Source organism: Rahnella inusitata (genome assembly GCF_965118895.1).
Taxonomy (GTDB): domain Bacteria; phylum Pseudomonadota; class Gammaproteobacteria; order Enterobacterales; family Enterobacteriaceae; genus Rahnella; species Rahnella inusitata_A.
In genome coordinates this window covers 109,592-123,480 of the sequence record NZ_CBCPJJ010000004.1, presented here as the reverse complement: position 1 = coordinate 123,480, position 13,889 = coordinate 109,592, and the positions used below count along the sequence as shown (strand labels likewise).

Annotated in this window: 11 protein-coding genes; 8 read left to right on the top strand and 3 right to left on the bottom strand. The window is 56.4% G+C overall.

Annotated features, from left to right (window positions below; all coding sequences use genetic code 11):
- The first annotated feature begins 167 nt into the window (after positions 1 to 167).
- Entirely contained in the window at positions 168 to 1,157 is a 990-nt protein-coding gene (locus ACMHLI_RS04370) for a VirK/YbjX family protein (RefSeq protein WP_413528413.1), read from the top strand.
- Here ACMHLI_RS04370 and ACMHLI_RS04365 read toward each other — a convergent pair.
- A complete protein-coding gene (locus ACMHLI_RS04365; RefSeq protein ID WP_413528412.1) occupies positions 1,154 to 2,887 on the bottom strand; it encodes a DUF2813 domain-containing protein in 1,734 nt (577 codons plus the stop codon). The genes ACMHLI_RS04370 and ACMHLI_RS04365 overlap by 4 nt on opposite strands.
- A 189-nt stretch (positions 2,888 to 3,076) precedes the next feature.
- Between ACMHLI_RS04365 and ACMHLI_RS04360 the strand changes: the two genes are divergently transcribed.
- From ACMHLI_RS04360 to ACMHLI_RS04330, 7 genes are all read left to right on the top strand, one after another.
- Positions 3,077 to 3,976 carry a lysine exporter LysO family protein gene (locus ACMHLI_RS04360; protein WP_413528411.1) on the top strand — a complete coding sequence of 300 codons (900 nt, stop codon included), beginning with the start codon at positions 3,077 to 3,079 and terminating at the stop codon, positions 3,974 to 3,976.
- A gap of 178 nt (positions 3,977 to 4,154) precedes the next feature.
- Positions 4,155 to 5,807 carry a hydroxylamine reductase gene (gene hcp, locus ACMHLI_RS04355; protein WP_413528410.1) on the top strand — a complete coding sequence of 551 codons (1,653 nt, stop codon included), beginning with the start codon at positions 4,155 to 4,157 and terminating at the stop codon, positions 5,805 to 5,807.
- 6 nt (positions 5,808 to 5,813) lie between these two features.
- Entirely contained in the window at positions 5,814 to 6,827 is a 1,014-nt protein-coding gene (gene hcr / locus ACMHLI_RS04350) for an NADH oxidoreductase (protein WP_413528409.1), read from the top strand.
- A gap of 187 nt (positions 6,828 to 7,014) precedes the next feature.
- Positions 7,015 to 8,736, top strand: coding sequence for a ubiquinone-dependent pyruvate dehydrogenase (poxB, locus tag ACMHLI_RS04345; protein ID WP_413528408.1), 1,722 nt, complete (start codon positions 7,015 to 7,017; stop codon positions 8,734 to 8,736).
- 90 nt (positions 8,737 to 8,826) lie between these two features.
- Positions 8,827 to 9,840, top strand: coding sequence for a low-specificity L-threonine aldolase (gene ltaE, locus ACMHLI_RS04340; RefSeq protein WP_413528407.1), 1,014 nt, complete (start codon positions 8,827 to 8,829; stop codon positions 9,838 to 9,840).
- Between the two features lie 78 nt (positions 9,841 to 9,918).
- Entirely contained in the window at positions 9,919 to 11,361 is a 1,443-nt protein-coding gene (locus ACMHLI_RS04335; protein WP_413528406.1) for a DUF2867 domain-containing protein, read from the top strand.
- Between the two features lie 154 nt (positions 11,362 to 11,515).
- Positions 11,516 to 12,550, top strand: a complete 1,035-nt coding sequence (locus ACMHLI_RS04330; RefSeq protein WP_112166420.1) for an NAD-dependent epimerase/dehydratase family protein — start codon at positions 11,516 to 11,518, stop codon at positions 12,548 to 12,550.
- 18 nt (positions 12,551 to 12,568) lie between these two features.
- On the opposite strand, the gene ACMHLI_RS04325 is transcribed toward ACMHLI_RS04330, so the two are convergent.
- Complete coding sequence (locus ACMHLI_RS04325; protein ID WP_413528405.1) at positions 12,569 to 13,417, bottom strand: N-acetylmuramoyl-L-alanine amidase; 849 nt, start codon at positions 13,415 to 13,417, stop codon at positions 12,569 to 12,571.
- Positions 13,414 to 13,740, bottom strand: coding sequence for a heavy metal-binding domain-containing protein (locus ACMHLI_RS04320; RefSeq protein WP_112166422.1), 327 nt, complete (start codon positions 13,738 to 13,740; stop codon positions 13,414 to 13,416). The genes ACMHLI_RS04325 and ACMHLI_RS04320 overlap by 4 nt, the downstream gene beginning before the upstream one ends.
- Positions 13,741 to 13,889 lie beyond the last annotated feature (149 nt).

Below are 13,889 nucleotides of genomic sequence, written 5' to 3'. Positions count from 1 at the left end.
TTTAGACACCGATTGCTAAGACACGGCACAAAACAAATTAAATCTAAACACAATCTCAACAAATCCCGTTCATTCCCTTCATAATTTTGCCCGTTGCACACCTGTTTATTGTTGGCCTGTTGAAATAGCCGTTATTGAAATCCGGCCCGATATAACAGGTAAATACCATGACGACATTCAGTTGCCCTTGCGAAGAAAAGGCCCCTCTTTCCGGCCTTCAGTTAATGACGGCGTTACTTTCCAAACGCCTGGTGCCTGGACCGTCATGGAAATTGCCGCGCTACCGGTTTAAATTTCTGTTCCGCGCGCTGACCCAACCGCGCCGCACTTTTGGCCTGCTGGATTATCTGGCCCATCACCCGCAACGCGATGAGATCCTGACGGCGCAGCCGAGTCTGCCGTGCAAATTGCATCGCGTTTATCAGGCATCCAATATCACGCCAGAAGAAGCGATGAAGCGCATCACCGATCACTACGACATGATTGGCCACTGCCTGCCGGAGGCAATTAACCACGGTTATCTGAATAAAAAACCGATGGCGATAGCTACCCTGACCGGCAAGGAAGAGCAGCGTTACGCGATCACTTTTAACTCCGTCAGCCGTCTTGATAAAGAAGGCGAAGCCACGCTGACCTTTAACAATCCGCAGGGCGAGCCGATCGCCATAGTGACTTTCTCTTTCATCTATTATCAGGGCCAGCCAACGTTGTTCATCGGCGCACTTCAGGGCCCGAAAGCGCAGGTTGATCATCAGGAAATCCAAAAAGCGACCAAAGCCTGCCACGGTTTGTTCCCGAAACGTCTGGTGATTGAAGCGCTGACCACGCTGGCGGATCTGGCGGGCATGACGCAGATTGTCGCGGTGGGAAACCACACGCACATCTATGAAAACCCGCGTTACAAAAAGCGTAAAGGCATGGTATTTGCCGATTACGACAGTTTCTGGGAAACGATGGAGGCGAAACAGGGCGAAGACGGGTATTTCCATCTGCCGCGCCAGATAGCCCACCGTCCCCTGGAAGAGATCGCCAGTAAACGTCGCGCAGAATACCGCCGCCGTTACCAGCTGTTAGACGATTTGGAAAGCCAGATCCGCCAGACATTTTCCAGCGGACATGGTCATCAGGTCATCGTTGAAGAGAGCCGCGCAGCCTAATCCGCGCGGCCGCGCGCCAGCCAGGCGACGCGGGAGAACATTTGCCTCAGCAGCGGAGGGATCGAGGAGATCCCTCGCAGCGATGCTGACTGCGCGACGTCAATCGCGAGATCCGGCTTCGAGCTGCGATGAATAGCTTTATCGATCACTCTTCTCGGCGACATCGGCACGTTCTCCGGTATCGCCGAATGTTTGCGGTACACGTCTTCGAACCCTTCGCGATACAAGAAATATTCAATGTCTTGAGTCGGCAGCGAGGTCAGCCGGTAGCGCAGATTGTCATCGTGATTATCCACGTTAGCCGTCACCGTTGCCGCATACTTGCGCCCCGCTTCGTCGCCGTCCACCAGCACGTGCCATTCAATGCCCATCTGCCGGGCAAAACGCAGCAACGGCTTCAGCCCGCACTGGGCAAATTCGATGACCTTGATCCCTTCCGACTCAAAATGATAACCACACTGGCGCGCCAGCTGATTGAGCAGCCAGACTTCGGTTTCGCCTTCCACCAGCAGCCAGCAGCGGGCAAATAAAGAGGACGGACGATTAAAGCGGATATGAAACGCGATCCGACGACTGTCTTCCATACTCAACCCTTCCGGGCCGATGGCATACGCTGCGACGCGCGACGATTCGCGCACCAGACGACAAATTTGCTCGACCGGCACCAGCGACAGCAAGTCGCCGGAGTTGGTGGTGGTAATGCGCTGTAAAGGTAATTGATCGAGCAGTCCCCACGCGACCGACAGCATAATCGGGTGCAGGCGGGTTTCGGGGTCTTCGATCAGTAAAAGTGGCCGTGCATCCGGATGCAGCACCACCGAACCTTTCGCCTGCAACAGCGTGGAGAACATCCCAAGCAGCATCACGCGCATACTGCGGCTGTTGGGCTCGGCAATCATCCGGTTGATATTATCCAGCGAACGCCACGCCCGTCGGCTTTCGGCGCGGCCATGACGCTTCTGCTGCCACGGAGCACTGTTGGATGTCCCCTGCTCGGCGAAGTAGTGCTCCAGCAACTGCTGCATGGCCGAAAGCCCGCTACGCAGTTCGCTGTTGGTCAACGATTGCGGGTTATGCACCAGTCCGCGCGTCAGCTCATCCAGCTGCTGCGCCAGCTGTTCGTTATTGGCAGAAAGCCGTGGCGCCAGCGTTTCGCTGCGCAGACGGCGGATAAAGCGGGCGTCGCGCAGGCGTAAAACCGGATTGAGGCGGATCAGCGCCTGCGCCAGTGGATCGATGGTGGTCAGATTCAGCGGCTGCCCGCTGGAGGAGAGGAAACTGCGCAGCGTCATCACGCTGCCGTCATCGTCCAGCTCGCCTTCGAGCCGGTAATAAATGCGGTTAAGGCGGTCGGGGCATTTCACCCACAGCGGCGACAGCGTATTGAAGCGCGGCGACATGTGGTGTCCGGCCTGATTTTCACAAAAAGTAAACACGATGTGCAGATACTGTGATTTAGATTCTTTTTCTCCTGCCGGAAAATAGAAATCTTCTTCTTTAAAACAGTACAGTTTCGGGTCAGGGGCGAGCAGCAGCGTCAGGGCATCCAGCAGGCTGGATTTACCCCAGGCGTTTTCCCCAATCAAAACGGTGTTGGTGAGAAAGGATTCGTTCTGCCCCTGATGCGCTGAGCCGGTAATCGATGCGCCACGTTGCGCAGGCTGAGTCAGTGTCAGAGACAGCCGGTTGATGCCGCGAAAACCGACAATATCAATATGTTCCAGATACATCAGACGCCTCCTGTGCGCTCATTACCTTCCTGAGCATGGCGTGAAAAATCGGTTCCCGTCAAGGCTGCCCGCGGATCTCTGTGTAGCGAAGCTGCTTTACAGTCAGATAACTTTTGGTTAGCGTGACGGGCGGTATTTTCTGTGCCGCGCTCCTCTCATGGAACCTCACTTTTCAGGGATTTTTACCTCATGTATTCCGGCCTGTTAATTATTCTTTTGCCGCTCATCGTCGGTTACCTTATTCCGGTCAAAAACCGGTCGCTGCTGCACATTGTTAACCAGATGCTGAGCTGGATGGTGTACGTCATTCTGTTCATTATGGGCATCAGCCTGGCCTTCCTGGATAATCTCAGCACCAATTTACTGCTGATTTTCAAATACGCCACCGTCTGTTTTCTGTGTATCTTCGTGATGAACTACGCCGCACTGTGGCTGCTCGAACGTCGCCGTCCCTGGAAGACCCAGTTTAAACAGGAAAAACTACCGTCGCGTTTACACATGGCGCTTGAGTCACTTAAATTGTGCGGCGTAGTGATTGGCGGCTTCGCGCTCGGTCTGACGGAGTGGCATTGGCTGACCTTCGCCTCACAGGCCAGTGAAATCGCACTGCTGTTCCTGCTGGCGCTGGTGGGCATTCAGCTACGTAACAGCAGTATGACGCTACGCCAGATCATCCTGAATCGTCGCGGCATTATCGTCGCGTTGGTGGTGGCGTTAAGCGCTCTGATTGGCGGGGCGGTTGCCGCACTGCTTCTCGGCTTGCCGTTGAAAACCGGGCTGGCGCTGGCCTCCGGTTACGGCTGGTATTCGCTTTCGGGTATCGTGCTGACTGACTCGTTCGGGCCGGTCATTGGCAGCGCGGCGTTCTTTAACGATCTGGCGCGCGAACTCTGCGCCATCATGCTGATCCCGACCTTAGTGCGCAGCAGCCGTTCCACCGCGCTCGGCCTGTGCGGCGCGACGTCCATGGACTTCACTCTGCCGGTCTTACAGCGCAGCGGCGGGCTGGACATGGTACCGCCTGCGGTCGTTCACGGCTTCGTACTCAGCCTGTTATCTCCGGTGCTGATGGCCTTTTTCTCCGCCTGATGCCCTGCCTTCCCGCGGCACTTTGCGGCGGGAACCTCCCTTTTCAGCCCAGCCAAAAACTTGCGATAAATCAACTCTGCCTCACATTGTCTTAAAAACGCTTCATTTCTGAGCCTGCCGGTCTTAGTCTTATTTTAAAACAAGCATTTCAAATGCAACTTTAAAAAAGGACCTAAAAATGTTTTGTGTGCAATGTGAACAAACAGTCCGTACCCCGGCGGGCAATGGCTGCGCGTATGCGCAGGGAATGTGCGGAAAAACGGCAGAAACCTCTGATTTACAAGACTTACTGGTAGCCGTGCTTCAGGGCTTGTCAGCCTGGACGCTGACGGCGCGTGGTTACGGCATCGTCGATGAAGAGATCGACAGCTTCGCCCCGCGCGCCTTTTTCTCCACGCTGACTAACGTTAATTTCGACTCAGACCGTATCGTCGGTTACGCCCGTGACGCGATTATCCATCGCGAATCTTTACGGGTGCGCTGCCGCCTGATGGATCCTGAAATCTCCGTCGATCATCCGCTGGCCGCACTGGAACTGGTGAGCAACAGTCTGAGCGATCTGCAACAGCAGGCGCAGCAGTTTGCGCTGAACGACGACAAAGCGCGCGTGGGCGACGACATTCACGGCCTGCGGATGTTGTGTCTTTACGGCCTGAAGGGCGCGGCGGCCTACATGGAACACGCGCACGTCCTCGGCCAGGCGGACGTGGCGATTTACGCAGAATATCACCGCCTGATGGCGTGGCTCGGCACCCAACCGGCGGACATGGGCGAGCTGCTGGACAACGCCATGGCTATCGGCAAGATGAATTTCAGCGTGATGGCTATTCTGGATAAAGGCGAAACTGACGCTTACGGACACCCGCAGCCGACCTCCGTGAATGTCCGTCCGCTGGCAGGCAAGGCGATTCTAATTTCCGGCCACGACCTGAAAGATCTGCAGATGCTGCTCGAGCAAACCGCCGGTACGGGTATTAACATTTACACCCACGGCGAAATGCTGCCTGCACACGGCTACCCTGAGCTGAAAAAGTATCCGCATCTGGCCGGAAACTACGGCAGCGGCTGGCAAAATCAGCAGGTGGAATTTGCGAAATTCCCCGGTCCGGTAGTGATGACCTCCAACTGCATTATCGATCCCAACGTCGGCAATTATGGCGACCGCATCTGGACGCGCAGTATCGTCGGCTGGCCGGGTGTACAGCATCTCGAAGGGGAAGATTTCGCGGCGGTTATCGCCCAGGCGTTGCAGTTGCCGGGCTTCCGCTACAGTGAAATTGAGCAGGAAATTACCGTCGGCTTTGGCCGCCAGACCTTACTTAGCGCGGCGGATACGGTCATTGATCTCGTCGCCGCCAAAAAACTGCGCCACATCTTCCTCATTGGCGGATGCGATGGCAGCCGCAGCGAGCGCAGTTATTTCACCGATCTGGCAGTCAGCGTGCCGAAAGATTGCCTGATCATGACGCTGGCCTGCGGCAAATACCGTTTCAACAAACTGGACTTCGGCACCATTGAAGGGCTGCCGCGCCTGCTGGACGTCGGCCAGTGTAACGATGCTTATTCCGCCATTATTCTGGCGGTGAATCTGGCAGAAAAACTGGGGTGTGGCGTAAATGAGCTGCCGCTGAGTCTGGTCCTGTCGTGGTTTGAGCAAAAAGCCATTGTGATCCTGCTGACCCTGCTGTCGCTGGGCGTGAAGAATATCGCCACCGGCCCGACCGCGCCCGCCTTCCTCACCGATAATCTGCTGGCAGTGCTGAATGAGAAATTCGGTCTGCGGGCGATCACCTCGGTGGAGCAGGATTTGCACACTATGCTGGCGGAGTAAACCACGATGAACTTTCCGTTATTTCCCGATCAGCCGACTGCGCTGTGTCAGAACCGGATGCAGGTGCATTCCGTCACGCAGGAAACGCCTGATGTGTGGACGATTTCGCTCCTCACTCATGACGTTTATGACTATCGCCCGGGCCAGTTTGCGCTGGTGAATATTGGCCCCCGCGGCGACGTGCAGCGGGCGTATACACTTTCCTCCACGCCCGGCCTCAGCCCGTTTATTCAGCTGACAGTGCGACGCATCAGCGGTGGCAGCGGTTCCGGCTGGCTGACGCAGCAATTGAAAACGGGCGACTATGTCTGGCTTTCAGACGCACAGGGTGAATTTACCTGCGACACCGCACAACCGCTGTTGCTGCTCGCCGCAGGCTGCGGCGTGACGCCAGTGATGTCCATTGCGCGCGACGTGCTGGCGAACTGCCCGGCGCAAAACGTACACGTCTTTTACAGTGTACGCAGCCCGCAGGATGTGATTTTCGCTGCCGAATGGCAACGACTGGACGCGCAGTATCCGCAGCTGAAACTGATCATTTTGGCAGAGCAGGATGCGCTGCCGGGCCAGATCGCCGGGCGTCTGAGTCAGGATCTCCTGCAAAGTCAGGTGCCGGACATCCTCTCACGGCGTGTGATGATTTGCGGCCCTGCGCCGTATATGACGCTGGCCGGAAACTGGACGGCGGAGCTGGGCGCTGCGACGGAAAATATCGTCAAAGAACAGTTTCAGGCAACAGAAATGGACGTATCAGATGAAAGGATCCTGACGCTGACCCGCCTGACGCCGCTGGCCAATTATCGTGTTGCCGTCGGCACTACGTTGCTGGCAGCCATGGAGCAACACAAGCTGCCGGTAACCGCAGCCTGTCGCGCCGGTGTCTGCGGGAGCTGCAAAACCCGCGTACTCAGCGGTGATTATCAGACCACCAGCCGCATGACGCTGACTGACGAAGAAGTCTCACAGGGTTATGTGCTGGCCTGCAGCTGTCAGCTTGAGGGTGACGTCACCCTCGCCTGATCCCCGCAAGCCCCTGCCCGCTCATGACTTTTTACAGTCTGTGCGGGCATATTTACAAATCTTCACCCCCCTCCTCTGCCTAATTTTGTATGGTTTAACCTCTGTCATTCACCGCGAAAATGTCACCGCGAATTCATGGACTATGATTAACGCATTCATTTTTGATGATTAACTGAGGGAACACAGAATGAAAGAGAGCGTAGCGTCTTATTTAGCCAAAACTTTGGAAGCCGCAGGCGTAAAACGCATCTGGGGCGTCACCGGGGATTCACTCAACGGGTTAAGCGACAGCCTCAACCGCATGGGAACTATCGAATGGCTGGGCACGCGCCATGAAGAAGTCGCCGCATTTGCCGCCGGTGCCGAAGCACAGATCACCGGTGAACTGGCGGTCTGCGCCGGATCCTGCGGGCCGGGTAACCTGCATCTGATCAACGGCCTGTTTGACTGCCACCGCAATCACGTACCGGTGGTGGCGATTGCCGCCCACATTCCATCCAGCGAAATAGGCAGCGGATATTTTCAGGAAACCCATCCGACCGAACTTTTCCGCGAATGCAGCCACTATTGTGAAATGGTGACCAACCCCGAACAGCTGCCGCAGGTGCTGGCTATTGCCATGCGCAAAGCGATCCTAAACCGTGGGGTGTCGGTGATTGTTTTACCAGGCGACGTGGCGCTGAAACCGGCGCCAGAAGATGCCAAAATTGGCTGGTACCCGCCGGTGCTGCCGCGAGTTATCCCGCAGCCCACCGAGCTTGCAAAACTGGCGGAACTGCTGAACGGCGCCACTAATATCACCATGATGTGCGGCAGCGGCTGCGCAGGTGCACACGATGAAGTGATCCGTCTGGCAGAAACACTGAAAGCGCCGGTCGTTCATGCGCTGCGTGGCAAAGAACATATCGAATGGGATAACCCGTACAGCGTCGGCATGACCGGGCTGATAGGTTTCTCCTCCGGTTTCCACGCCATGATGAATGCCGACACGCTGATCCTGCTCGGCACGCAGTTCCCGTATCGCGCGTTTTATCCGACTGACGCCAAAATCATCCAGATCGACATTAATCCCGGCAGCATCGGTTCGCATTGTCACGTTGATATGGCGCTGGTGGGCGATATTAAATCCACCCTCACTGCGCTCCTGCCGCAGCTGCAACCGAAAAGCGAACGCAAGTTCCTCGACAAAGCGCTCAAACATTACGAGGAAGCGCGTAAGGATCTCGATTCGCTGGCGACGCCAAACGACAAGCAGGCGATCCATCCGCAATATCTGGCACAGCAAATCAGCCGGTTTGCCGCGTCCGATGCCGTATTTACCTGCGACGTCGGCACCCCTACTGTCTGGGCGTGCCGGTATCTGCAAATGAACGGTCAGCGCCGTCTGCTGGGATCGTTTAACCACGGATCGATGGCCAACGCCATGCCACAGGCGATTGGCGCGCAGGCTGTCGACCGCTCACGTCAGGTAGTGGCGCTGTGCGGTGACGGTGGTTTCTCCATGCTGATGGGGGATTTCCTGACGCTGGCACAGCAAAAACTGCCGGTGAAAATCGTCATTTTCAACAACAGCGTACTGGGATTTGTGGCGATGGAAATGAAAGCCGGTGGCTACCTGACCGACGGCACCGAGCTGAAAAATCCGAATTTCGCCGCCATGGCCGAAGCTGCGGGTATCAAAGGGATCCGCGTGGAGAAAGCCTCTGACGTTGATGCTGCCTTGCAGGACGCCTTCGCCTACGAAGGGCCAGTGCTGGTGGATGTCGTCACCGCAACCGAAGAACTGGCGATGCCGCCGCAAATCAAATTTGAGCAGGCCAAAGGCTTCAGCCTTTATATGCTGCGCGCGGTGATAAGCGGCCGGGGTGACGAAGTCGTCGAACTGGCAAAAACCAACTGGCTGCGATAACCCCGACGGGGCTATAGTGGAGAATCAGGCGGGCGTTTGTCGCTCGCCTTTTCCTGCACTTAACATTCATCCAGCAGAAGGAAGCCGACGTTGATCGATTTACGCAGTGATACCGTAACCCGCCCCAGTGAAGCTATGCGTCAGGCGATGGCCCGCGCTGAAGTCGGCGATGATGTCTACGGCGATGACCCGACGGTAAATGCTTTACAGGACATGGCGGCAAAACTGTGTGGTAAAGAAGCTGCGCTGTTTTTACCCACCGGCACCCAGGCCAATCTGGTGGCATTACTGACTCACTGTCAGCGCGGCGAAGAATATATCGTCGGCCAGAAAGCCCATAATTACATGTATGAAGCCGGTGGCGCTGCGGTGCTCGGCAGCATTCAGCCACAGCCGCTGGATATGGCCGCCGACGGTTCCATTCCGCTGGACAAAATCGCCGCCGCCATTAAACCCGATGATATTCATTTCGCCCGCACCCGCCTGCTGAGCCTTGAAAACACGCACAGCGGCAAAGTGCTTCCGCTCGATTATCTGCAAAAAGCCTACGCGTTCACCCGCGAAAAAGGGCTGGCGCTGCATATCGACGGTGCGCGCATCATGAATGCCGCCGTAGCTCAGGGCGTTGAGCTTTGCGAAATCACCCAATACTGCGATACCCTGACCATCTGTCTTTCCAAAGGTCTGGGCGCACCGATAGGCTCACTGCTGGTCGGCAGCAAAGAATATATTCACCGCGCTAACCGCTGGCGCAAAATGACCGGTGGCGGCATGCGTCAGTCAGGCATTCTGGCCGCTGCGGCTATTTATGCGCTGGAAAATAACGTGGAACGTCTGAAAGACGATCACGACAACGCGCAGTGGCTGGCTGAAGAGCTGACCAGACTGGGCGTGGAAATCGCCGAACCCGGTGCGCAGACTAACGTGCTGTACATCAGACAGAGCGCAGAACTGGCCGAAAAAATGGGTCCGTGGATGCGTGAGCGCGGTGTGATCATCAGCGCCGGTCCGCTGACCCGCGTACTGACGCACATCGACATCAGCCGTGAAGACCTGCAAAAAGTTGTCGCCCTGTGGCAGGAATTCCTGCACCACCACGCCTGACATCGCCCTGCCTGCGGCGATAACAAGAGAATTATCGCCGCAATTTCATGATTCATCAGACCTTTAGCAAAACGGATTATGCACATGCCACGGATCGTCATACTCGGTGCCAGCGGATATATTGGCCAGCACCTGACTGCCCACCTGAGCCAGCACGGTTTTAAGGTCACTGCCGCCGCGCGTCGCCTTGAATGGCTGCAACAACAGAAATGGCAAAACGTCCGCTGCTGTTTTGCCGACGTCTACCAGAGTAAAACGCTGGCCGCCGCGTTCGAAGACGCAGAAGTGCTGGTGTATCTGGTTCACGCCATGACCGAAGACGACGATCTGCTGGAGAAAGAGCGGCAGGCCGCGCAGCATACCTTGCTGGCGCTGAAAGACTCGTCGATTAAACACATTGTCTATCTTGGCTCAATGCAGCCGCAAGACAGCGATTCCCCGCATTTACAGGCGCGTAAGCTGACCGGTGATTTACTGCGCATGAGCAATATTCCGGTCACCGAGTTACGTGCGGGTATTGTCATCGGCGCAGGGTCTGCCGCGTTCGAAGTGATGCGCGACATGGTCTATAACCTGCCGGTGTTGACGCCGCCGCGCTGGGTACGCTCCAAATCCTCGCCGTTGGCGCTGGAGAATCTGCTGGTCTATCTGCGCGGTCTGGTGACCTTGCCCGCCAACGAAAACCGTATACTGGAAGCCGCCGGGCCAGAGTACATCAGCTATCAGACGCTGTTTGAACGCTTTATTGCCATGAGTGGAAAACGTCGCTGGCTGATCCCCATTCCGATGCCGACGTCATTTATTTCCGTCTATTTTCTCAGCCTGATCACCTCAGTACCGACGCCGCTCGCCAAAGCGCTGATTCAGGGGCTGAACCACGATCTCCCCGCAGACAGCGCAGAGTTACAATCGCTTATCCCGCAGGAACTTATCTCTGTTGATGAGGCCATCCGCAGTACGCTGGAAAAAGAAGAGCATCAGGTGATGGATTCACCGGACTGGGGATACGATGCCGACGCTCGTGAACGGTGGCGTCCGGGCTACGGCTTTTACCCCAAGCAGGCCGGATTTACGCTGGAAACCTCGGCCTCGAAAGCGGCATTGTGGCAGGTGGTGCAACAGCTGGGCGGGCGCGAAGGCTATTTCTATGCCAACGGCTTATGGAAAACGCGGGCGCGTATGGATGATTTACTCGGCGGCGGCGTAAAGTATGGCCGCCCCGACCGCGAATTTCTGAAATTAGGTGATAAAATTGATGGCTGGAAAGTCATCGGCCTGAAACCCCAGCGCGAACTGGCACTGCTCTTCGGGATGAAAGCGCCGGGACTCGGGCGTTTAACCTTCACCATCACCAACAATGGTGAAAGCCGCAGTCTTGATGTGCGCGCCTGGTGGCATCCGGCGGGGTTCCGCGGCCTGATCTACTGGTTTAGTATGATGCCCGCTCATCAGTTTATTTTTCGTGGGATGGCGAAGCGCATTGCCAGCCTCGCGCGACAGAAAGATCGCTGCGGGCGTTGAAGGGTTATTTAACGCGCTTTCAGACATTACTCACGCCCTTTCCCATTGCAAGCCGCACAAATTCACGAAAGAATGGCACCCTTATTGCTCATGGGTGCATTCTCCCCGAAGCGAACAACAATTTTTCTCTGTTTATGAAGGCATTGGCCTGTTTATGAGAGTTTTGGTTACCGGCGCCAGCAGCGGTCTTGGGCGTAACGCGGTTGAGTTTCTGCGAAATAAAGGCATCAGCGTCAGAGCGACGGGTCGCAATGCCGCGATGGGTTCACTTTTGCAGAAAATCGGCGCGGAGTTTATTCACGCCGATCTCACCACGTTGGTCTCATCGCAGGCCAAAGCCCTGCTCGCGGATATCGACACCGTCTGGCATTGTTCAGGGCTGATGTCGCCGTGGGGCAGTGAAAAGGAATTTGAACTGGCTAATGTCCGCGCCACGCGGCGTCTGGGAGAATGGTCGGCGGCCTACGGCGTCGAAAACTTCGTCCATATCTCGTCACCGGCGATCTATTTCGATTTCCATCATCACCGCGATATTCAGGAAGACTTCCGCCCTCACCGCTTTGCGAATTCCTTTGCCCGCAGTAAAGCTGCCGGCGAACAGGTGATCCATACGCTGGCGATGTCTAATCCGCAAACCCATTTCACCATTTTGCGCCCGCAGGGGATTTTCGGCCCGCACGACAACGTGCTGCTGCCGCGTCTGCTGCAAATGTTGAAATACGGCGGCACACTGATGCTGCCGCGCGGCGGTGAAGCGCTGGTGGACATGACCTATGTTGAGAACGCCGTTCACGCCATGTGGCTGGCGACGCAGACTGACACCACCGAGTCAGGCCGCGCCTTCAACATCACCAATCAGCAACCGCGACCGCTGCGTACTATGGTGCAGCAGCTGATGGAGCAGTTGGACATCAAATACCGCATCCGCTCGGTGCCTTATCCGGTGCTGGACGTGATGGCCCGCGGAATGGAGAGGATGAGTAAAAGCTCGCACAAAGAGCCGGTGCTGACCCACTACAGCGTGGCGAAGCTCAATTTCGACCTGACGCTCGATACGCAGCGTGCGCAGAAAGAACTGGGCTATCTGCCGGTGATTTCGCTCGATCAGGGGATTATCCGCACCGCGGACTGGCTGCGCGATCACGGTAAACTTCAGGGCCTGCACGGTATCGGCCCGAAACGCGACTGACCGCGAGGGCCAGCCGGTTTAACTCCTACTGTCCGGAAACTGCTGCAACAGCGCCTGCACAATTGCTTCGGTCTGTGCATCGGCATTCCCGCGGTAATCACTCTGCCTGAAATGCATCTGGAACGCCGCGATCACCCGGCGTTGCTGCTCCGGCGTCATGTCATCCGTTACCGTATAACCGTACTCTTTCAGTAAAGCCAGAAGCGGTGCCTGACTCACCGGCTGTAGCGGGCTGCGCCCTGCCAGATTCGCCTGAACACGCGCCGCGTCCGGCCATGCGCCGATGCCCCGCTCTGCCAGTTGCTGCCACGGGAACAGCGGCCCAGGATCGTCTTTGCGCTGCGGCGCGACGTCGCTGTGGCCAATCACGTTACGCGGTTCAATTTGATATCGCGCCACAATTTCTTTACTGAGATCCGCCAGCAGGTCAATTTGCGCCTGCGGGAACGGATAGAATTTCTTGCCCAGCAGATGCACGCTGTAGCCTTTATTTTCCAGTTCGATGCCGACGGACGTGTCGTTCAGATTGGTCCGTCCGCGCCAGCCGCTGGCCCCTGCGTGCCATGCGCGCATCTCCTCCGGCACCAGTTGCCAGGCCACCGGTTTGCCCTGTTCGAGCGGCGGTTTGGCCGGGATCAGGTAATGTGCGCTGACGTGTTCATCAGTGAGAGTATTTAATGCATTGTGGAAATCTTCGGCGGTGTAGTGGATGACCAGAAAGCGGATCCGCTGATCTGCGCCTTGCGCCTGCCGGGTGGTTTCCAGCCGAAATGGCGCGTTTTCCGCAGGCTGGCTGACGGCCTGACATCCGGCCAGCATCAGCAACAGCGCCGCACACGCGCCAGTTTTCAGGCCACGGCACCTCATTTACGATGCACAATCACTGCGGTACCGGAAATGCTGACCATCAGCATACTGGCGTTTTTGCCAACGGTTTCGTAATCAATATCTACGCCTACCACCGCATTGGCACCGCGTTCTTTGGCCTGTTCTTCCAGCTCGCTGAACGCAATCTCACGGGCTTTTCGCAACTCTTTCTCATAAGCGCCCGAGCGTCCGCCGACGATATCGCGCACACCGGCGAAAAAGTCGCGGAAAATATTGGCACCTAAAATGGCCTCGCCGGTGACCACGCCGCAGTATTCAGCGATGACAAAACCTTCGAGCGTGGGGGTCGTCGTAATTTGCATGAGTATTCCTTATCAGTTCTCGTCCGGGTTCTTAGAAAAGCACCTGAACAGCATAAAGTATGCGCAGGCAAAAAACGTATCATTTTCTCTTCGCCATGCATTAAGCCAAATCGCTTTTATACTGTATGGTAAAGAAAGTCATGGTGAAA